At 62.5% G+C, this 18,128-nt stretch carries 21 protein-coding genes; 10 read left to right on the forward strand and 11 right to left on the reverse strand.

Translation table 11 applies throughout. The features are described from left to right. Positions 1-16 precede the first annotated feature (16 nt). The 4 genes from mnmG (at position 17) to SynA15127_RS12760 (ending at position 3,795) form a co-directional block, all read left to right on the forward strand. Positions 17-1,948 (forward strand): tRNA uridine-5-carboxymethylaminomethyl(34) synthesis enzyme MnmG, encoded by a 1,932-nt coding sequence (gene mnmG, locus SynA15127_RS12745; protein ID WP_186484405.1) that lies wholly within the window; start codon positions 17-19, stop codon positions 1,946-1,948. Positions 1,949-1,972: 24 nt separating this feature from the next. Continuing rightward, positions 1,973-2,656 carry a hypothetical protein gene (locus SynA15127_RS12750; RefSeq protein ID WP_255475508.1) on the forward strand — a complete coding sequence of 228 codons (684 nt, stop codon included), beginning with the start codon at positions 1,973-1,975 and terminating at the stop codon, positions 2,654-2,656. A gap of 17 nt (positions 2,657-2,673) precedes the next feature. After that, positions 2,674-3,252, forward strand: a complete 579-nt coding sequence (locus SynA15127_RS12755; protein WP_255475670.1) for a chorismate lyase — start codon at positions 2,674-2,676, stop codon at positions 3,250-3,252. 90 nt (positions 3,253-3,342) lie between these two features. After that, on the forward strand, positions 3,343-3,795 hold the full coding sequence (locus SynA15127_RS12760; protein ID WP_186484406.1) for a hypothetical protein: 453 nt from the start codon (positions 3,343-3,345) through the stop codon (positions 3,793-3,795). Here the strand turns inward: SynA15127_RS12760 and SynA15127_RS12765 are convergent. The 3 genes from SynA15127_RS12765 to SynA15127_RS12775 all read right to left on the reverse strand — a co-directional run bounded on the left by SynA15127_RS12765 (position 3,765) and on the right by SynA15127_RS12775 (position 5,406). Next, on the reverse strand, positions 3,765-4,286 hold the full coding sequence (locus SynA15127_RS12765; protein WP_043693597.1) for a DUF1269 domain-containing protein: 522 nt from the start codon (positions 4,284-4,286) through the stop codon (positions 3,765-3,767). The two genes, SynA15127_RS12760 and SynA15127_RS12765, sit on opposite strands and share 31 nt — an antisense overlap. Before the next feature lie 48 nt (positions 4,287-4,334). Then, on the reverse strand, positions 4,335-4,754 hold the full coding sequence (locus SynA15127_RS12770; RefSeq protein WP_186484407.1) for a hypothetical protein: 420 nt from the start codon (positions 4,752-4,754) through the stop codon (positions 4,335-4,337). Positions 4,755-4,860: 106 nt separating this feature from the next. Next, complete coding sequence (locus tag SynA15127_RS12775) at positions 4,861-5,406, reverse strand: SprT family zinc-dependent metalloprotease (RefSeq protein ID WP_186484408.1); 546 nt, start codon at positions 5,404-5,406, stop codon at positions 4,861-4,863. A 72-nt stretch (positions 5,407-5,478) separates the two neighbouring features. Between SynA15127_RS12775 and SynA15127_RS12780 the strand changes: the two genes are divergently transcribed. From SynA15127_RS12780 to SynA15127_RS12790, 3 genes are read left to right on the forward strand one after another with little or no spacing between them, the layout of a single operon-like run. Continuing rightward, positions 5,479-5,898 (forward strand): hypothetical protein, encoded by a 420-nt coding sequence (locus SynA15127_RS12780; protein ID WP_043693608.1) that lies wholly within the window; start codon positions 5,479-5,481, stop codon positions 5,896-5,898. Further along, entirely contained in the window at positions 5,891-7,924 is a 2,034-nt protein-coding gene (gene ligA, locus SynA15127_RS12785; RefSeq protein WP_186484409.1) for an NAD-dependent DNA ligase LigA, read from the forward strand. Before SynA15127_RS12780 ends, ligA begins: the two co-directional genes overlap by 8 nt. Further along, the gene (locus SynA15127_RS12790; protein ID WP_186484410.1) at positions 7,921-8,100 is read left to right on the forward strand and encodes a hypothetical protein; all 180 of its coding nucleotides are present in this window, start codon (positions 7,921-7,923) and stop codon (positions 8,098-8,100) included. Before ligA ends, SynA15127_RS12790 begins: the two co-directional genes overlap by 4 nt. Here the strand turns inward: SynA15127_RS12790 and SynA15127_RS12795 are convergent. Genes SynA15127_RS12795 through SynA15127_RS12815 form a run of 5 tightly spaced genes read right to left on the reverse strand, consistent with a single transcriptional unit; the run spans position 8,076 to position 14,047 of the window. Further along, complete coding sequence (locus SynA15127_RS12795; protein ID WP_255475671.1) at positions 8,076-8,696, reverse strand: TVP38/TMEM64 family protein; 621 nt, start codon at positions 8,694-8,696, stop codon at positions 8,076-8,078. The two genes, SynA15127_RS12790 and SynA15127_RS12795, sit on opposite strands and share 25 nt — an antisense overlap. Positions 8,697-8,734: 38 nt before the next feature. Then, positions 8,735-9,523, reverse strand: a complete 789-nt coding sequence (locus SynA15127_RS12800; protein WP_186484412.1) for an ABC transporter permease — start codon at positions 9,521-9,523, stop codon at positions 8,735-8,737. After that, positions 9,523-10,320 (reverse strand): ABC-2 family transporter protein, encoded by a 798-nt coding sequence (locus SynA15127_RS12805; protein WP_186484413.1) that lies wholly within the window; start codon positions 10,318-10,320, stop codon positions 9,523-9,525. The genes SynA15127_RS12800 and SynA15127_RS12805 overlap by 1 nt, the downstream gene beginning before the upstream one ends. Continuing rightward, the gene (locus SynA15127_RS12810) at positions 10,320-11,294 is read right to left on the reverse strand and encodes an ATP-binding cassette domain-containing protein (protein ID WP_186484414.1); all 975 of its coding nucleotides are present in this window, start codon (positions 11,292-11,294) and stop codon (positions 10,320-10,322) included. The genes SynA15127_RS12805 and SynA15127_RS12810 overlap by 1 nt, the downstream gene beginning before the upstream one ends. Positions 11,295-11,302: 8 nt before the next feature. After that, positions 11,303-14,047, reverse strand: a complete 2,745-nt coding sequence (locus SynA15127_RS12815) for a valine--tRNA ligase (protein ID WP_186484415.1) — start codon at positions 14,045-14,047, stop codon at positions 11,303-11,305. A gap of 88 nt (positions 14,048-14,135) precedes the next feature. Here SynA15127_RS12815 and SynA15127_RS12820 point away from each other — a divergent pair, with 88 nt between their 5' ends. Continuing rightward, positions 14,136-15,401: an extracellular solute-binding protein gene (locus SynA15127_RS12820; RefSeq protein WP_186484416.1), complete on the forward strand. Its 1,266-nt coding sequence runs from the start codon at positions 14,136-14,138 to the stop codon at positions 15,399-15,401. 41 nt (positions 15,402-15,442) lie between these two features. On the opposite strand, the gene SynA15127_RS13700 is transcribed toward SynA15127_RS12820, so the two are convergent. After that, a complete protein-coding gene (locus SynA15127_RS13700; RefSeq protein WP_370594055.1) occupies positions 15,443-16,228 on the reverse strand; it encodes a hypothetical protein in 786 nt (261 codons plus the stop codon). On the opposite strand from SynA15127_RS13700, the gene SynA15127_RS13620 reads away from it, so the two are divergent. Then, complete coding sequence (locus SynA15127_RS13620; protein ID WP_370594052.1) at positions 16,136-16,723, forward strand: mechanosensitive ion channel family protein; 588 nt, start codon at positions 16,136-16,138, stop codon at positions 16,721-16,723. The genes SynA15127_RS13700 and SynA15127_RS13620 overlap by 93 nt on opposite strands. Positions 16,724-16,739: 16 nt before the next feature. Here the strand turns inward: SynA15127_RS13620 and SynA15127_RS12830 are convergent, their stop codons facing one another. Then, complete coding sequence (locus tag SynA15127_RS12830; RefSeq protein WP_186484418.1) at positions 16,740-17,366, reverse strand: 2OG-Fe(II) oxygenase; 627 nt, start codon at positions 17,364-17,366, stop codon at positions 16,740-16,742. After that, on the reverse strand, positions 17,363-17,815 hold the full coding sequence (locus SynA15127_RS12835) for a protein phosphatase (RefSeq protein WP_186484419.1): 453 nt from the start codon (positions 17,813-17,815) through the stop codon (positions 17,363-17,365). The genes SynA15127_RS12830 and SynA15127_RS12835 overlap by 4 nt, the downstream gene beginning before the upstream one ends. Before the next feature lie 54 nt (positions 17,816-17,869). On the opposite strand from SynA15127_RS12835, the gene SynA15127_RS12840 reads away from it, so the two are divergent. Next, complete coding sequence (locus SynA15127_RS12840) at positions 17,870-18,127, forward strand: hypothetical protein (protein ID WP_186484420.1); 258 nt, start codon at positions 17,870-17,872, stop codon at positions 18,125-18,127. Position 18,128 lies beyond the last annotated feature (1 nt).

An 18,128-nucleotide genomic window follows, 5' to 3' on the forward strand; every position in this document is an offset into this window, starting at 1 on the left:
TGCGGATAATGAATCCATGAGCTTCACCACGACCCCGAGCGAAGTCTTCGACGTGATCGTCGTGGGAGGTGGTCACGCCGGCTGCGAGGCCGCGATCACCGCTGCACGGCTGGGACTGAACACGGCCCTGTTCACCCTCAATCTCGACCGAATCGCCTGGCAACCGTGCAACCCCGCCGTGGGCGGACCGGCCAAGAGCCAACTGGTCCACGAAGTCGATGCCCTCGGTGGCGTGATCGGTCGCCTGGCCGATGCCACAGCGATCCAGAAACGCATCCTCAACGCCAGCCGCGGACCCGCCGTATGGGCCCTGCGCGCCCAGACCGACAAACGCCTCTACTCCCGCCAGATGCTGCAGCTGCTGCAGCACACCCCCAACCTGGCCCTGCGCGAAGCGATGGTCACTGGCCTTGAGATGAGTGGCGACAGCGATCAGCAACGCATCACCGGTATCCGCACCTATTTCGGCAGCACCTACAGCGCCACAGCCGTGATCCTCACCGCCGGCACCTTTCTGGGCGGCCGCATCTGGGTGGGGCATCAATCGATGGCAGCAGGCCGCGCCGGCGAGCAGGCCGCCGAAGGCCTCACGGAAGCCCTCCAGCAACTCGGCTTCCACACAGACCGACTCAAGACGGGCACCCCCGCGCGGGTGGACCGGCGCAGCATCGCCCTCGATCAGCTGGAGGAACAGCCCAGCGATGCGGCCGATCGCTTCTTCTCCTTTGATCCGGCAGCCTGGACGAGCGGTGAGCAGATGAGCTGCCACATCACCCGCACCACCGCCGCCACCCATCAACTCATCCGCGAGAACCTCGAGCAGACCGCCATCTACGGGGGTGTGATCGACAGCAAAGGGCCCCGCTACTGCCCTTCGATCGAAGACAAGATCGTTCGTTTCGCCGATAAGGACAGCCACCAGATCTTCCTGGAGCCGGAAGGACGTGACACCCCGGAGATCTACGTGCAGGGCTTCTCCACAGGTCTGCCGGAATCGATCCAACTGCAGCTGCTGCGCACCCTGCCCGGCCTGGAGCAATGCCTGATGCTGCGACCCGCCTATGCGGTGGATTACGACTACCTGCCCGCCACGCAGCTCAAACCCTCCCTGGAAACCAAACGGGTCCAGGGCCTGTTCAGCGCCGGACAGCTCAACGGCACCACCGGCTACGAGGAGGCCGCTGCTCAGGGCCTGGTGGCCGGCATCAATGCCGCTCGGCTCATCGGAGGCCAGGAGCCGGTGCACTTCCCCCGTGAGGGCAGCTACATCGGCACGATGATCGACGACCTGGTGAGCAAGGACCTTCGCGAGCCCTACAGAGTGCTCACCAGCCGCAGCGAATACCGGCTGATCCTGCGAGGCGACAACGCCGACCGTCGCCTCACTCCTCTCGGCCGCGAACTCGGCCTGATCGACGACCGCCGCTGGCGGATCTTCGAAGACAAACTTCAGGCGATGGAGGCCGAGAAGCGTCGGCTGGAAACGATGCGGCTGAAAGCGAGCGATCCCTCAGCAACGGCGGTTGAGCAGCAGACCGGTGCGGCAATCAAGGGCTCGATCACCCTGGCCGACCTGCTGCGCCGACCTGGCATGCACGCCGCCGATCTAGTGCGCCATGGCCTGGCCGATGCAGACCTGCCTCTCCCCGTGCGCGAGGGCGCTGAGATTGACATCAAATACAGCGGATATTTACAGCGGCAACAGCAGCAGATCGATCAGGTCAAACGCCAGAGCCAACGCAAGCTGCCCTCCGATTTGGAGTACGACAGCATCGGCACCCTGTCGCGCGAGGCACGCGAAAAACTCACAGCCATTCAGCCCGCCACCCTGGGGCAGGCCAGCCGCATTCCCGGTGTCAGCCAGGCGGACATCACAGCCCTGCTGATGTGGCTGGAGCTGCGTCAACGGCAGCAGAAGGACCTCGCCGCTGCCGGTCAGGCTCGATAGCGTTGGGACCATCGGCCATCAGCCTTGGCATCACGCCTTCCCACGTCGCGTGCTTACTGGAACCTGCGCGCCGAGCAGGTGATGGACAAGGTGTTCGCCGACCCGGCACTTCGCAGGGATGCAAATCATCTGGTGCCGGTTGATGTTGCTGTACACCAACCACAGCCTCTGCCCCCTGCGGACAACCCGCCACGCGGGGCTGACAGCTGGCAGATTCCACTGCTGACCACCGTCACGGCAGCATCAATTGTCTGCATGGCCTGGCTGACCGGCAACTGGCAGACCACCAGTGCACGCCTCGAGCAGGAACGCCAGCTGCTGCTCATCGAGCGATTGCGTCCGCAACCACCGATCAGCACTGCAGAGCCGAAACCGGAACCTCCAGCCGTGACAACGCCGGCACCCAGGCTCTCGCCAGCACCCACCGTCGCGCTGGAACCGCTGACTCTGCCTCTCCGGACACTCCAACCCCAACCCCCAGTCGGCGCGCCAGTGGTTCAGGACGAGCTGCCTCAGCTCACCGGTGTGGTGCAGGGACCCGGCAACAACAGCTCGGCGATTTTTCTGCTGGGCAGCAACTCCCTCTCCAGCGGGATTGGAACCGCCATCGGGTCGAGCGGCTGGGTGCTGGAGTCCGTCAGCGAAAGCGGGGCCGTGATCAGCCGCGACGGCCATCGCCGCAGCCTGGCGGTAGGAGGGATCCACTGACATCTGCTGGCTCACTTCTGCCCTCTCCGCAGCATCTCTGGCAGGCCCCCACCGCGGCCGTGCTGACCGGGGAGGGCCCGCGTCAGCTGCCAGGACCGTGGCGCTTGATGCTGCTGGGTGACGGCAGCCCGACCCGTCATCTCAGGCTGCTCACCGGTCAGCCTGTCGCCGTTGATCTGATCGGCATGACGCCGGAGCCACTCGATCATCCCGATGCACCCCCCGAAGTGAAAGAGCTGACCCCCCCGCTGCTGCGGCGTCAGGTCTGGCTTCATTGCGACGGTCTCCCTCTGGCCTGGGCAGAGAGCTGGTGGAACCAGACGGAAGCGGATCTGCACCTGCGCGATCGCAACCAGCCCATCTGGCGGAGTCTCACGGAAGGCCGTTCCGAACTGTTCCGAGAAGTGGATGGCCTCGCCCTGGTCAATGCCGACTGGCTTGAGCTGACCTTCGGACTGCGCGGGCCGTTCTGGAGTCGCCACTACCGATTCTTCCGCGGAGGCAAGGCCCTGACTGTGATCCGGGAGGTGTTTAGCCCACAGCTGGAAACCTGGCTGGGCCCAACATTGCGCCAGGAGCTTCAAAGGAATTCATGAACTAATGCCCGAATTTGTTGGGATTTGCTCTTGACAACTTGCCAATACATGTGCTCCGAGGAACATGTGAACACACAGGTTCTCCGTGTCATGGCTGTTACTCCTCTCTGGCTCAGCCTCACCGACCTCGGTCGGATCTACGGCATTTCGGCCATTCACTGCGGGCGCAGCCTGGAACAGCAGGGCTGGCGTGATCGCCGCGGCCGTCCGACCCCTACCGCCCTGGAAGCCGGTGCCGCGATGAATGCCGGTCCTCACGGCCAGGGACGCTCCGTGCTCTGGAACCGAACGGTCTGCGGGACGCATCTGGAAGCCCAGGGCTACGAACCCATGAGCCGCAGTCTGCTTGTGGATCAGTGGACCCGACTGCTGGAAGCTCTTGATCTGGGATCCCCGTCCATCAACGCCACGGCCGATCAGATGGCCGAGGACATGCCCAGGGAGCTGGTCGAGGAAGTCAACGACCAGCTCGCTGCCAGGGGCTGCACCTACCGGGTGTCAGGGCGTGCGCGTCAGGAAAGACGCAGTGCTTCAGCCTGCTGAGCAGCTGCTTTCAGCAGATCACGCAGCTTGTCCTCATCGGTATGACTGAGGTTGGTTTTCACCAGGCGGGCGTTGGGGGCATGGCTGCGCAGGCGCTCGATCACGCGATCAGGCGTGCCGTCCCGCACCAGCAGAGCCAGAGCAGCGCTGCCCTTGGGCAGGGTTTCGGCCAGCTCCCGCAGGAACTGATCATTGATGCCGATGTCGGTGAGTGCTCCTGAGGCAGCTCCAGCACCGGCGCCGACAGCTGCACCCAGCAGCGGGCTGAGGAACAGCAGTCCGACGAGCATGCCCCAGAAGCTGCCACTGACAGCACCGGCAGCCGCCATGTTGATGGCCTGGCGGAGATGGACGTGACCGTCCTCGCCATGCTCCAGCACCACTGCATCTTCAAGGGAGATCAGATGCTCCTGCTGAATGCTGGCCAACTCGAGACGCACCTGCTCAGCTTCCTCGGCTTTCGGAAAGCCAACCACGATCAGGTCACTCATTTGGAAGCAATAACTCTGGTTGAAACGTATCCAGAGGACCCGTTGCTGTCAGTCTCGGCGCCGACTTGAGCGTGGCAGCACGCGACGTGGCGAACGCATCGATTGCCGGACAGGCTGCTCATCGAACTGCCCATCAAGCCCGGCGGTTCTCTGCCAGCGCTGCAAACGGAAACTCTCATCCTCCGGCCAGCTGTCGTCGGCAGCCGGTGGCCGGCGGCGGGACACCGCCTGGAGCGGCCGCTTGCCGCCTCGTCTGGATGCCTCCGGTGACGTCTGTTCCTGCCATGGCTCACGCCAGTCGTCATCGTCGTCCAACAGCCAATCGACCTTCTCGCCGACCCAGCGCCCCATCGAATCCAGATCCAGAGACGTCCGCCGCTGACCGGGACGCCGACCTGACACCCCATCCACCAGCTGGCGACCGGTTTCCAGCCAGGTGTCCAACCGGCGTTCCATGCGTTGCTCCATGCTTCGACGTTACCGACGCCGGCGCCGAAGCCAGCGTTCCCGTCGCAGGCCGATCAACGCGATCGTCATCCCGCCGAGCTGCAGGGTCATCAGAAAGGTCTCCATCTCAGTCGGCGGGCTCGAACCGCAGCAGGCAACTGGCATCCCATCGCCCCCCATGCAACCGATCGCAACAGCGGCGGCAGGCTGCATTGCGCAGTCGCCGCCTGTAGGGAGAGCGCTGCCCACAGATCGGACAGACGGCCCACCAACGCGGTGCACGAGCCGGAACGGGATAGCAATGACGCACCTGCACCTTGAAGCTGTCTTGAGAGGCATTGATGGCCGCCATCCGCTCCCGGAATCGCGGCCCATGGCTTTCACGCACCTTCTGCACCAGATCCACCCAGGCGTGGATCATCTCGTGACAGAGCGTGCTTTCCGTGGCAGCCCGGGGCAGTGGCTCCAGCACCGGTCGGGACAGAACGATTTCACAGCCGCGATCCCCTGCGACGCCTGGGCCGCGCCGGTAGCAGCCAGCCGTGCGGCTCATGCGGCCATCGCTCCAGCGCAGGGCCACCAGAGGGAGATCGGCGCTCCTACTCACCAGGGAACCTTCGAAATGTTCACGGTTGAGCCGGTGAAACAGCGGCAACAACGGCAGCAACGGCAACGGAGAACAGGCTGCGGTTGAGCGTCATCCTGCCTTGGTCAGTCAGACTCGTCGCTGCTTTGAAGGCAGGCGATGGAACTGGGTCTTGTACGCGAGGTGGGGATCAAGGCCCTGCTGGCCGGTGGTGGGGCTCTGCTCCTGTTCTGGACATACACCGCGGTTCGCCTGGTGCTCAGCGCCCGCGGCATCAATCCACTGATCAAGCAATTCTTCACCCAGGTGGCTGCCGGTCGTATCGATGCGGCCTACCTGCTCACCACCAAGGGCTACCGGCAGCATGTGAACCGCCAGCAGTTCATGCGCTTCCTCGCCGGCCTCAAACTCAACCGCTATCGCAATCTCAAGTCCGGGCGGCCCCGGATGCAGGAGAGCGACGTGATCCTCACCGTGAAACTGAAGGCAGACAACGACGACGAGCTGCCTCTTGACTTCACCTTCACCAAGGTGGAGGACAACTGGCGCATCGCGCGCATCAACCGGGTCAATGCCTGAGGGGCAGGCCAGGGCCGCGGAACTGCGGGCTCTGCTCAACCGGGCAGCCCATGCCTACTACGTGCTGGATGCCCCCCTGCTGGAGGACGCGGTCTATGACCGCCTCTACCGGGAACTGGTTGATCTCGAGCAGGCCGACCCACGCCTGGTCAGCGCCGACAGCCCCAGCCAACGCGTCGGCGGTTCTCCGGCGGAGGGATTCGTCAGCGTTGCCCACCGCATCCCTCTGCTCAGCCTCGACAATGCCTTCAATCAGGACGAACTGACCGCCTGGCATGAACGGTTGCTGAAGGTGCTGGATCGTCCAGCTGACACGCAACTGCCACTGGTGGGTGAACTGAAGATCGATGGCAACGCTCTTGCCCTCAGCTACCGCCATGGGGTGCTGGAACGGGCAGCCACCCGAGGAGACGGTGCCAGCGGTGAAGAGATCACCGCCAATGTGCGGACGATCAGTTCGATCCCCTTGCGGCTTCAGATCGAAGACCCGCCCGAATGGGTGGAAGTGCGTGGTGAAGCCTTCATCCCCGACGACACCTTCGCTGCGATCAACACCGAGCGAGAGGAGCGGGGGGAGACCCTGTTCGCCAATCCGCGCAATGCCTGCGCGGGCACCCTGCGGCAACTGGACCCCAAGGTGGTGGCGGCGCGCCGCCTCGATTTCTTCGCTTACACCCTGCATCGGCCACCTGAAGTGGAGGGCACGTCCCAATGGGAAGCGCTGCAGTGGCTGATCGAGGCCGGCTTCCGCGTCAATCCCAACCGCGAGCTGTGCCCGGATCTGGCGGCCATCCGCGGCTTCTGCGATCGCTGGGAACAGCAACGGAACGCATTGCCATACGCCACCGATGGCGTGGTGGTGAAGCTGAATGATCTGCGTCTCCAGGATGAAGCCGGGTTCACTCAGAAGGCGCCCCGCTGGGCCATCGCCTTGAAGTTCCCGGCTGAGGAAGCCCCCAGCCGGCTGCTTCGCGTGGTGGTTCAGGTGGGACGGACCGGAGCCGTCACCCCTGTGGCCGAGTTCGAACCGGTGGCTCTGGCCGGCACCAGCGTCAGCCGGGCGACGCTGCACAATGCCGACCGCATCACAGAACTGGCCCTGCATGAAGGCGACACCGTGGTGGTGCGCAAGGCCGGCGAGATCATCCCGGAGGTGGTGCGGGTTCTGGCGGAGCTGCGGCCTGCTGATGCCAAACCCGTCAGCCTCCCCACAGTCTGTCCGGAATGTGGTTCCACCCTGGTGAGGGAGGAGCAGGAGGCGGCCACCCGCTGCATCAACAGCAGCTGCCCGGCGATCCTGCGCGGGGCCCTGCGCCATTGGGTCAGCAAGGGTGCCCTGGATGTGGATGGTCTTGGGGGCAAGCTGATCGAGCAGCTGGTGGAACGCGGGCTGGTGCGTTCCATCGCCGATCTCTACCGGTTGGATGCCGCCCTGCTGGCAAGTCTGGAGCGGATGGGGGAGAAGTCCGCCGCCAACCTGGTGCGTGCGTTGGAGGCATCCACCGGAAAACCCTGGCCACGACAGCTCTATGGGCTTGGCATCCGCCACATCGGTGAGGTGAATGCCAAAGCCCTGGCCGCCGCCTTCCCAAACGTGGATGAACTGGCGGAAGCAACCCGTCAACAGCCGGACAGCATCGCGGCCCTGCATGGCATCGGACCGGAGATCGGCCGCAGCCTCAGCCAGTGGTTTGCCAACCCGGCCAACCATCAGCTGCTGGAGGAGCTCAAGGGTGTGGGACTGAACCTGAAGGCGGAACCAGACGACCGGTCAAGCTCCGGCTCAGATGCTGATCAAACTCTCGCCGGAAGGATCCTGGTGCTCACGGGAACCCTGCCGACCCTCAGCCGGAGTGATGCCAAAGCCTTGATCGAGGCCGCCGGCGGCAAGGTGACCGGCAGCGTCAGCAAGAAGACCGACTATCTGGTGGCAGGTGAAGAGGCTGGCAGCAAACTCGCCAAAGCCGAAAGCCTTGGCGTGAAGGTGATCGATGAAAATGAGCTGAAAGGTCTGCTGAACGCATGACGAACCAGCCCCTTCACCGCTGGATCAAGACCGACTGCGGCCGAGCCAAGCTGGCTGAGCTGCAGCAGCGCCGCGGCCCGATCTCCCGCACGCGCCTGAGCTGGTTCATCCTGATCGCTGCTCTGCGCGACTGGCCCCTGCCCGACCCGGATCAGAGCGACGACTCCACGTCATGAAGTGCGCGCCGCGCAGTCCTGCTGACAAGCACCACCACCCCAACCGTCGCCAGCACACCGGCCACCCGCAGAGCCCAGGTCAGTGGATCTGCCTCCCCGGCCAGCACCTCCCGGAAGCGAGCCACATCGCCCGCCAGAGCTCCGAGGCCGCAGAACAGCACCGTGCCGGGGATGATGCCGATCAAACCAACGCTGTAGTCCCGGAGTGACACCTCGCTGAGGCCGTAGGCCAGGTTGAGCAGGGAGAACGGAAACGCCGGCGACAGCCGGGTGAGCAGCACCAGTTTCAAGCCCTCCCGACTCACGGCCTGTTCCACCGCCTGCAGCTTCGGCACCTGCTGCAACCGCCTTCTCGCCCACTCCCGCAGCCAGCTGCGACCCAGCAGAAACACAACTTCCGCTCCAAGACAGGCTCCCAGGAACACAAGTCCACTGCCGATCCAGGTGCCGTAGAGCGCCCCCGCCACCATCGATGCCCACACGCCAGGCAGCAGCAGCGTCACCCAGAGCGCATAGAGGGGAATGAAGGCCACCGCCCCCAGCGGTGAGCGCAGAACCTCCAACAGATCAGGGAGCCATTGCTGAAGCGTTGACATCAGACAGACCGTCGCACCCACGGTGCGGAGCATTGCACTCAACTGGACGCCGAGGTGTAAAACCGCAGGGCATACAGCCAGAACGCGCGGGCAGCAGCGAAAAACAGGACAGCCAGCGCAAGACCCGCCAGCAACATCGGAGCGGCGGCTTCACCCAGCAGAACCTGGGCCGGAACCGTGGTGAGAAACGCCACCGGCAACACCAGGGTGAACAGCAGGCGCAGGGCGGGCGGATAGGCAGTGAGTGGGTAACGCCCCGAAGCCAGCAGAGCTCGCAACACCTCGGTGGCATTCCAGGTTTTGACGAACCAGATGCTGGTGGCGGCGATCAGGAACCAGAGCGAATAAAGGATCAAGCCACCGGCCAGCAGCATCACCAGCACGGTGAGCAGTGAGGACAAGGTGAGCACTACGCCGGCCTGATGGCTGCCCCAGGCCAGCAGCACAAGCCCCAGGCCAATTTCCGGCAACCCAGCCGGAGACAGGGTGCGGAGCGACAACCAGAACTGGCTGTCGATTGGCTTGAGCAGCACGAAATCCAGGGTGCCCTCCCGCACATGGGTGACGATCGCCCCAAGATTCGGGCGCAGCCAGGTGGTGGCCATGCCATCGAACACGGTGTAGAGCCCCTGCACCATCAGGGCCTGGGCCCAACTCCAACCCCCCAGGGTCTGATCGGGGCCATAAAAGAGCGAAAGCAGAAACAGGCTGCCGCTGAGGCTCATCGCCACCGCCAGCAGCTCGATCAACACGTTGGCCTGGTATTCCAACTGCACCGCCACGGCGGTGCTCCAGAAGCGACGCAACGTCCGCCAGTACCGCCCCATCAGGCCCCCATGGCGCTGTAACGGCGCACGCCGGCACGCCAGAGCAGCAGCACCAGCGGCAACAGCAGGGCAATCCAGGCCAGTTGCGCCCCGAAGCCCGCCAGCAGGTCCACCGGCTGGCCTGCCAGCACCCGGGCGGGAAAGTCGATCAGATACGGGAAGGGCGTCCACTGGGCCAAGGCCCGCACCGCCGGCGGAAAAGCCGTGAGCGGAGCCAGCAGGCCGGAAAGGAACAGGAAGGGAATGAACTGGAGCCGCTCCAGGGCACTGGCCTTCTCACTCCAGAAGCACAGGGCCGCGATCAAGCTCTGGAACAGGAAAGCAATGGCAAAGGCCATCCAGGTGGCGAGCCAAGCCAGCACAAAGCCCCCCAAAGAAGGCAGCCAGAAGGCCTGGGGCTGCACCGCAAAGAACACGGCTGCGATCAGGGCCGCGAAGGGCAGACGGGTGAGCTGCTCACCGAGGTGGGCCGCCACATAACGCCAGAGCGGATGCAGCGGTTGCAGCAGGTAGGGCGAGAGCCGGCCGAGAAGAGCGTCTTCCTCGAAGGCATAGACCACCCACACCACCGAGAACTGGCGCACCAGAAAAGCGCTGAGGAAATAGCGATCCAGGGCCACACCATCCAGCCCCAAGCCTGAGCGGGCCTCGCTGCCGCTCCAGACGCTGAGCATGATGAACGGCAGCACCCCGGAAAGAGCCCAGAGGGCGATCTCGGCGCGGTACTCGAGCATGTGGGCGTACTGGGACCCCAGCAGCACCCGGATGATCCTGCGGTTCAGCCCGAAGATCCGCATCAGAACCGCCCCTGCCGGAACAACCCACCGATCAGCTCCTCGATCGGCGGATCGGTCACATCCAGATCGCGCACCGGGAAGCGATCCAGCAGCTGCGCCACCACGGCGGTGAGCTGGTCACGGGGCACCAGCAGCCGCACATCACAGCCCTCCAACTGCTCCAGACGCCCCAACCCCGCCAGAGCCTCTGGGGTCGTGGGTGACTCCAGCTCCAGCCGCACCTCCCGCTCCGGCGCCAATTGATCGGCCAGGGCATCAAGGGGACCGTCGTGAAACAACCGCCCCTGGTGGATCAGCAGCACCCTGGGGCACAACGCCGTGATGTCAGCCATGTAGTGGCTTGTGAGCAGCACCGTCGCACCCGTTCGGCGGTTGTAGTCCGCCAGAAACTGCCGCACCCTGGCCTGGGCATTCACATCCAGCCCCAGGGTCGGTTCATCGAGGAACAGCACCTCTGGCTCGTGCAGCAGCGCCGCCAGCAATTCGGCCTTCATCCGCTGGCCCAGGGAAAGCTTGCGCACCGGCCTGGTGAGCTCCTCCCCCAGCTCCAGCAGATCGGCCAGGTCGCTGATCCGCCGCCGGGCCACCCCATCGGGGATGCCATACACCGCCGCATTCACCCGCAGGGAATCCATCGGCGGCAGATCCCAGAGCAGCTGCTGCTTCTGGCCCATCACCAGGGTGATCCGGCGCAGGAACTCCGCCTGACGACGCTGCGGCCGGTACCCCGCCACCTGCACATCACCAGCGCTGGGGTGGATCAACCCGCAGAGCATCTTCAAGGTGGTGGTTTTGCCGGCCCCGTTGGCACCGAGAAAGCCCACCATCTCACCGGGCTCGATCGCGAACGACACGTCCTGCACCGCGGTCACGTCCCGGGTGCGGCGGCGGATGAAATGGCGCAGGGTGCCGGCCAGCCCGGGCTGCTTCTCAGCAACCCGGTAGGTCTTGCTCAAGCGATCAACACGGATCAAAGCGGCACTCAGCTGAGGTCGGCCAGGCGCTTGCGGGCCAGATCCGCCTGAGCCTGCTTCTCATCCAGGTTGGCCTGGCATTCGGCCACCACCTCCGGCGGTGCCTTGTCGGCGAAGTTGGGATTGCCCAGCCGGCCCGCCAGGCCCTTGATCTCCTTCTCCGCCTTGGCGATGTCTTTCTCCAGACGACCCTTGAGCGCATCGAGATCCACCAGGCCTTCGATCGGCAGCAGCACCTGCAGCTCGCCGCTCACCCCCGCCAGGGCCTTGGCCACCGGAGCCGCGTCGGCCTCCGCCGGTGCCATCACCGCGACCGACTCCGCCCGTGTGAGCGCCGTGATGTCAGCCGTGCCCTTGGTCAGCACAGCCGCCAGCTCGCCGCGGCCGGTGACGAAGCGCACCGGCACCGATTGGGAGGGCTTGAGGCCCGCCACCGCCCGCAGGTTGCGCACCACCCGGATGGCAGCGATCAGCTCGGCGAAGGAGGCTTCCAAAGCATCATCCAAAGCGCTCTCCTCCAGTGCCGGCCATGGCTGCAACGCCAGGAAGCTGGTCTCCGGCTCACCGGTGACGCTGTGCCAGAGCTCCTCGGTGAGGTGGGGCATCAGCGGATGCAGCATCAGGTGCATCTGGCTGATCACCTTGGCCAGCACCTGCTTGGCCACCCGCTGATCCGCAACGGCCTCGGCTGAGGGGTTCTCTCCGGGATTGAGCCGGCGCTTGCTCAGCTCCAGATACCAGTCGCAGACGTCGTTCCAAGCGAACTCATAGAGCCCCTTGGCCGCTTCACCCAGGCCGTAATTGCTGTAGCGCTCGGCTGTCTCCCGATTCACCCGGGCCAAACGCGAGAGGATCCAGCGATCCGCCAGCTGCAGCGCAGCGGGGTCGGGATCCCCAAGCTGGGCGGGGGTTTCGCCGCCCAGGTTCATCAGCGCGAACCGAGTGGCGTTCCACAGCTTGTTGGCGAAGTTGCGGGAAGCCTCCACCGTGGCGGAGGTGTCTGTCTTGCGGTCGTAATCGAGGCGGATGTCCTGACCGGCACCAGCCACTTCCCGCACCAGGGCGAAGCGCAGGGCATCGGTGCCGTAACGCTCGATCAGCAGCAGCGGATCGATGCCATTGCCGGCGCTCTTGCTCATCTTGCGGTTCTGCTCGTCCCGCACCAGGCCGTGGATGTAGACGTCCTGGAAGGGCATCTCGCCGGTGAAGACGCCGGCCATCATCGTCATCCGGGCCACCCAGAAAAAGATGATGTCGAAGCCCGTCACCAGGGTGCTGGTGGGATACCAACGCTGCAGATCGGCGCTGCTCGCATCGGGCCAGCCCAAGGTGGAAAAGGGCCAGAGGCCACTGGAGAACCAGGTGTCGAGCACGTCTTCGTCCTGCTCGATCTCCGCCGCCGCGCCGTACTCAGCCTGGGCCTTCTCCAGGGCTTCGGCTTCGTTGCGGGCCACCACGTAGGGCGTGGTGTCGGTGTACTTGCCACCGGTCTCGCTGATCACGAACCAGGCGGGGATGCGATGGCCCCACCAGAGCTGGCGGCTGATGCACCAGTCGCGGATGTCAGTGAGCCAGTCGCGGTAGACCTTCTCCCAGCGCTCCGGGATGAAGCGGGGATCCTTCTTCTCCAGAGCCTCGCGACAGCGGGCCGCCAGGGGCTCGGTTTTGACAAACCACTGCGTGGACAGCAGCGGCTCCACCGGCACCTTGCCGCGGTCGGAATAGGGGACGCTGTGGCGGTAGTCCTCCACCTTCACCAGCAGCCCCAGGTCGTCGAGGCCGGCCACCACCGCCTTGCGGGCCTCGAAGCGATCCAGCCCCTCGAACTGGCCCGCCTCCTTGTTCATCGTGCCGTTCTTGCGCATCACCGTGATCTGGGGCAGACCGTGGCGCTGGCCGATGGCGAAATCGTTGGGGTCGTGGGCCGGCGTCACCTTGACGCAGCCGGTGCCGAAATCCTTCTCCACGTGGTCGTCGGCCACGATTGGAATCTCCCGCCCCACAAACGGCAGCGTGAGGGTCTGACCCACCAGATGGGCATAGCGCTCGTCGGTGGGATTCACCGCCACCGCCGTGTCGCCCAGCATCGTTTCAGGCCGTGTGGTGGCCACTTCCAGATGGCCTTCGCCGCTGCTGAGCGGGTAGCGGAAATGCCAGAGGTGACCGTCCACCTCCTTCATCTCCACTTCCAGATCGCTCACCGCCGACCCCGAGGCGGGGCACCAGTTCACCAGGTATTCACCGCGGTAGATCAGCCCCTGCTCATGCAGGCGCACGAAAGCCTCCTTCACCGCTTCACTCAGGCCCTCATCGAGGGTGAAGCGCTGGCGCTTCCAATCAACGGAATAACCCAAGCGTCGCAGCTGGCCCACGATGCGGCCACCGCTTTCGGCCTTCCACTGCCAGGCCAGCTCCAGAAAAACATCCCGGCCGAGGTCGTGGCGGGTCTTGCCCTCTTCCTTGAGCTGCTTCTCAAGGATCGTCTGAACCGCAATCGAGGCGTGGTCGGTGCCGGGCAGGCAGAGCACGTTCTTTCCGGCCAGGCGCTGGTAGCGCACGATCGTGTCGATCAGGGCCGTGTTGAAGGCATGGCCCATGTGCAGGCTGCCGGTCACGTTCGGCGGTGGGATCACCACCGAGAACGGTTCACCGAGGGCTCTGGGATCGGGATGAAACGCCCCCTGGTCCTCCCAGGCCTGCTGCCAACGAGCTTCCGTACCAACCGGGTCGTAGGTCTTGGCCAGATCAGGCACGGATGCGGAGCAGTGCGTGGCTCATGGTCGCAAAAGGGGGACTCAACCGGGAAATCCACATAAATTTGGGCGGACGATTGGTGGATCCGTGCTCAGACGCAGCCATTGGGCAATGTTGGCCGCCTTTGCAGGCATCGGCCTCAGCATGAACGGATGCGGCACCAGCAACGCCGGCATTCCGGTGGTTCTGAGAGTGGCAAAAACCGTCGGTATTGAAGAAATTGTCAACGCCGAGGACTACGAAGAGCTCCAATCAAAAATTCAAAGCGTGATCCGGGAATTTCGTGATTACGACTCAAGCATCAGAATCAAACTAGCCCTCTACGACAACGAAAATTTCGTCAATCAGATCAGCAACCAAACCTGGGCCGGATTCGGACCAGACATCATCATCACGGACAGCAACACAACTCACGCTCTTCACGAAAAGGGATTAATTGATACCGTTGAACTCACAACTCCACAGCGAGAGGGCACTCCAGATCACCTTTTCCAACTGGTCACCAATCGCCAGGGAAAATTGTTAGGCAGGCCCGTGGCACAGTACATCCAAGTCGCTTGTTACAACAAGGAGAAAATAACAAATCCGCCAAAAACCAAGCAGGAGTTCGGGAACGATATCCATAAAGAAACAACGTTCGGGATGTCACTTAACCTGAAAGACATTTTCTGGACGACTGAATTGTACGGAGCCGAACAGCCCATGGCTTCAGCGATGCGCGGAACAGCACCGGACGCACAGTCGAAGAAGAAGATTACTGATTGGCTTCACTGGCTCGAACACATGAGCTATCAACAGAATGTACGATTTATGAATAGTCAACAATCTCTGCGCTCCTCCTTTCTGGAAGGGAATCTCGACTGGATCACATGCTGGAGCTCAAGCCTTCCAGAACTTCGCAGAAAGCTGAAAGACAAGCTTGGCGTTTCACCTTTGCCAAAAAATATCAACAAGGATAAATTCCAATCCATCACAAAGCTCCAGGTCTGGTCACTGGGCCTCAACTCCAGCAAAGCTCAACGAGAGAAAGCTCTCGGGCTGATGGATTTCATCACAAAGCCCTGGGCCCAGAAAACCTATGTACTGGAAAACCGAAATAGCTTTCCTGTGAATAAGAATGCCGCCAAGATTGTTGCCTCAAAAATCGTGGGAGGAGAACAAGCCTTAGCTCAATTTGAGCTTCGAGGCGGCAGCGATGAACTTCGAAGAAGCTTCACCAACTCGGTGGTTTTCAGAGATCCTGCTCGATACAAGGTGATCACCACAGCACTGCAACGAACGATTTACGACATTAAAACTCCGAAAGAAACAACCGATCTCATCATCGAAACCATGATGGAGGAAAAATCATGATTCAAGGTATTTTGGTTGAAGCCATTGGCTGGCTGGGTTATCTACAACGCGGCGAAGTTATTCTGCAGATCATTATAATGGTCAGCCTTCTGGTTCTGGAAAACCAGATCATCAAACAGCTGCACAGAATTCAGACTATTGGTGTGCGCCGAATCGTCACACCAGGCCTTGCCTTCCTGGGCGGATTCCTCCTGGGAGCTCTGGGGCTGCCCGGACATTTCCTCAGCTTTCTGGGAGGTCTTTGGCTGCTCTGGCGTGCGCTGGTTCCAATCAAAAACCTGGTCAAGGAAAGACATCCACGATGGCCAGTTGACGAGATTGATCAGACGATCCTGAGACCCGTCGTTCTCGTGGTCATCATCCTGACGTTTTTTCAGATGCTGGGCAGCCGAGATGCTTTGGCGATGCTCCCGATCGGAACCGTATTCGGCGTTGTGCTCACCATCGGCAAATTGCTCACAGCCTTGATGTTGGGTTACGCCATTGTCACGTTGTCCAGACAGCCGGCAGGACTGCTCTCCGGTTTCTTCACCCAGTTCTTCGGGCTCAGCAAACAGAGCAGAATCGCCTTGGAAGTCATCCTCCAGTACAGCCTGATCGGGGTGGGAATTGTTGTTGTCGCCAATTATCTCGGCATCAACGGCGCCGCCATGGTGACGATCGCTGGAGGACTGTCTGTCGGCATCGGCTTCGGCTTGAAGGAAATCATCTCCAACTTCATCAGCAGCATCTGGATGTTGTTTGAAGGAACCGTGAGACCTGGTGAAATCCTGATGATCAATGGTGATCCCTGCACCGTTCGAAAGCTGGGGCTGAGAGCCACACAACTCAAACGCGGACGGGATGGCGCAGAGTTGCTGATCCCCAACCAGACGTTCTTCACCCAGGAAGCGGAGTCATTCACAGCACAGGAGACGTCACGTCGCGGTGCCGTGGAGGTTGGAGCTGCCTATCACCATGAACCGGGCCGCGTGATCGAGATTCTTGTCGAACTCGCCAAAGAACATGAAAAGGTTCTGCCGTACCCAGCTCCAGCAGCCTTCACAACCGGTTTTGCAGATTCTTCCATCAATTACAAAGTTCTTTTCTGGGTCAGGAATCCTCTGGAAGCATTTCAGGTTGAAAGCGATCTTCGCCAGGTGATCTGGAGCCGCTTCGAAGAACACGACATCGGAATTCCCTTTCCACAACGGCAGGTTTATCCGATGGAGTGGCCGCCTTCAAAACAGCAAACACTTGAGATCAGACACCAGGCCGACCGGCGCCTGCTTCCCGAGCAGCAGGAAGCAGAGCCACAGATCAACGTTCAGCAAGAAGAATGACGTTGAACAATGAACGTCACTCCGCTGCCAAGCGCGTGAGATAAGCATCCCTTGATCCTGCATTGATCCAACCTGTGGCAATCAGCTTGTTCTGCTGATCGTTAACCCGACCCCTGTGAATGTGAGACGGGCCGGCTGGAAAGATCACGAGCTTGCCCCGCTCCGCCGGTTCGTGATGGTCCTGCCAGTGAAACTCCGTTCCTGCCTCATCAACCGAATTGCAGTAAAGAATCCAGGCCAGCACGCGATGGACCGGCTCAGTGGCCTCCTCGCCGATGGTCCAGTCGCAGTGCCAACGCTTGAACCCTTCTCCGGGTGCGTAGTGCTGAAGATTGAAGATCGGTACAACGAACAACTCCTGATCCGGACAGCACTCGCGGAACAGCGGCCGTTCCTGCAGGTACCGCTCAAGGCCAGCATTCACACCCCGCACGATCAACTGGGACAAGGCGAAGGCTTCTGCATCGCTGCGGTCGATGGCCACCAGGCTGATATCGGTGCTCTGCTTGGCCGGCTCCCCTTCTCCGGCAGGCCCGAAAGCCAGCCCCGGCCTTTGCAGATCCTCCCGACGGCCGAAAAACTCGATCACGGCATCGGCAACGGCCTCGAAACCGCCATTCCGGTAACGGCCGATCAACGTCATGTCGCCAGCTCCAGCCTCGGAATCGCCACCACCGCATCCAGCTGTTGCCAGCGGTTTTGGTCGGCCACCACCAGCTCCTGCAGACCGACCCGCTGAACGGCAGCGGTGGCCCGTTCCAGATCGAGCGACACACCTGGAGCCATCGGCAACACCAGCACGTGCTGCTCCGCAGGATCACCCATCACCTGCAGATCGAGATCATCCAGTTCCCGCTCAAAGAACACACGACGCATCCTTGATATGACAACAGGTCCGAGGGCATCGACGAACTGTTTCATCCCTTCCTCATCTCCACGGGAGCCGCAGTTGAGAGACAGCCAGATCAACAGCTTGACCCAGCTGTCGCGGGTCCAGAGCGGCTGGAAGCTCTGACGGTGCTGACGCACCAGCTCTGTGATCGCGAAATCGAAGAGGGTGGCCTGGAGGCCAGTGACATCAGCGGAATCCATGGGCTTCATCCTCTCCGGCGAAAGGTCAGACTGGAAGGAACGGCTGGACCCCCGATGGCCCTGGACCTGAACGATCCCGAACTTGAGTTCGCCGACCTGGTCTACGCCTATCAGAGCTGGGTGATGGCGGTGATCAACGACGAGAAGCTCGATGGTGAGGAGCAACTCCTCACGGACGACATCGCCGAGGACGCACTCAATTCGATGCGTTTCCTGCCCGGCGAGGTGACCAGCGCCATCGAGACCAGCCTCGCCCGTGTCTACGACGTGGATGCTGACGAACTGGCCGAACTGCTCTTCCCGGAAGAGTGAT

This window comes from Synechococcus sp. A15-127 (genome assembly GCF_014280215.1).
GTDB lineage: Bacteria > Cyanobacteriota > Cyanobacteriia > PCC-6307 > Cyanobiaceae > Parasynechococcus.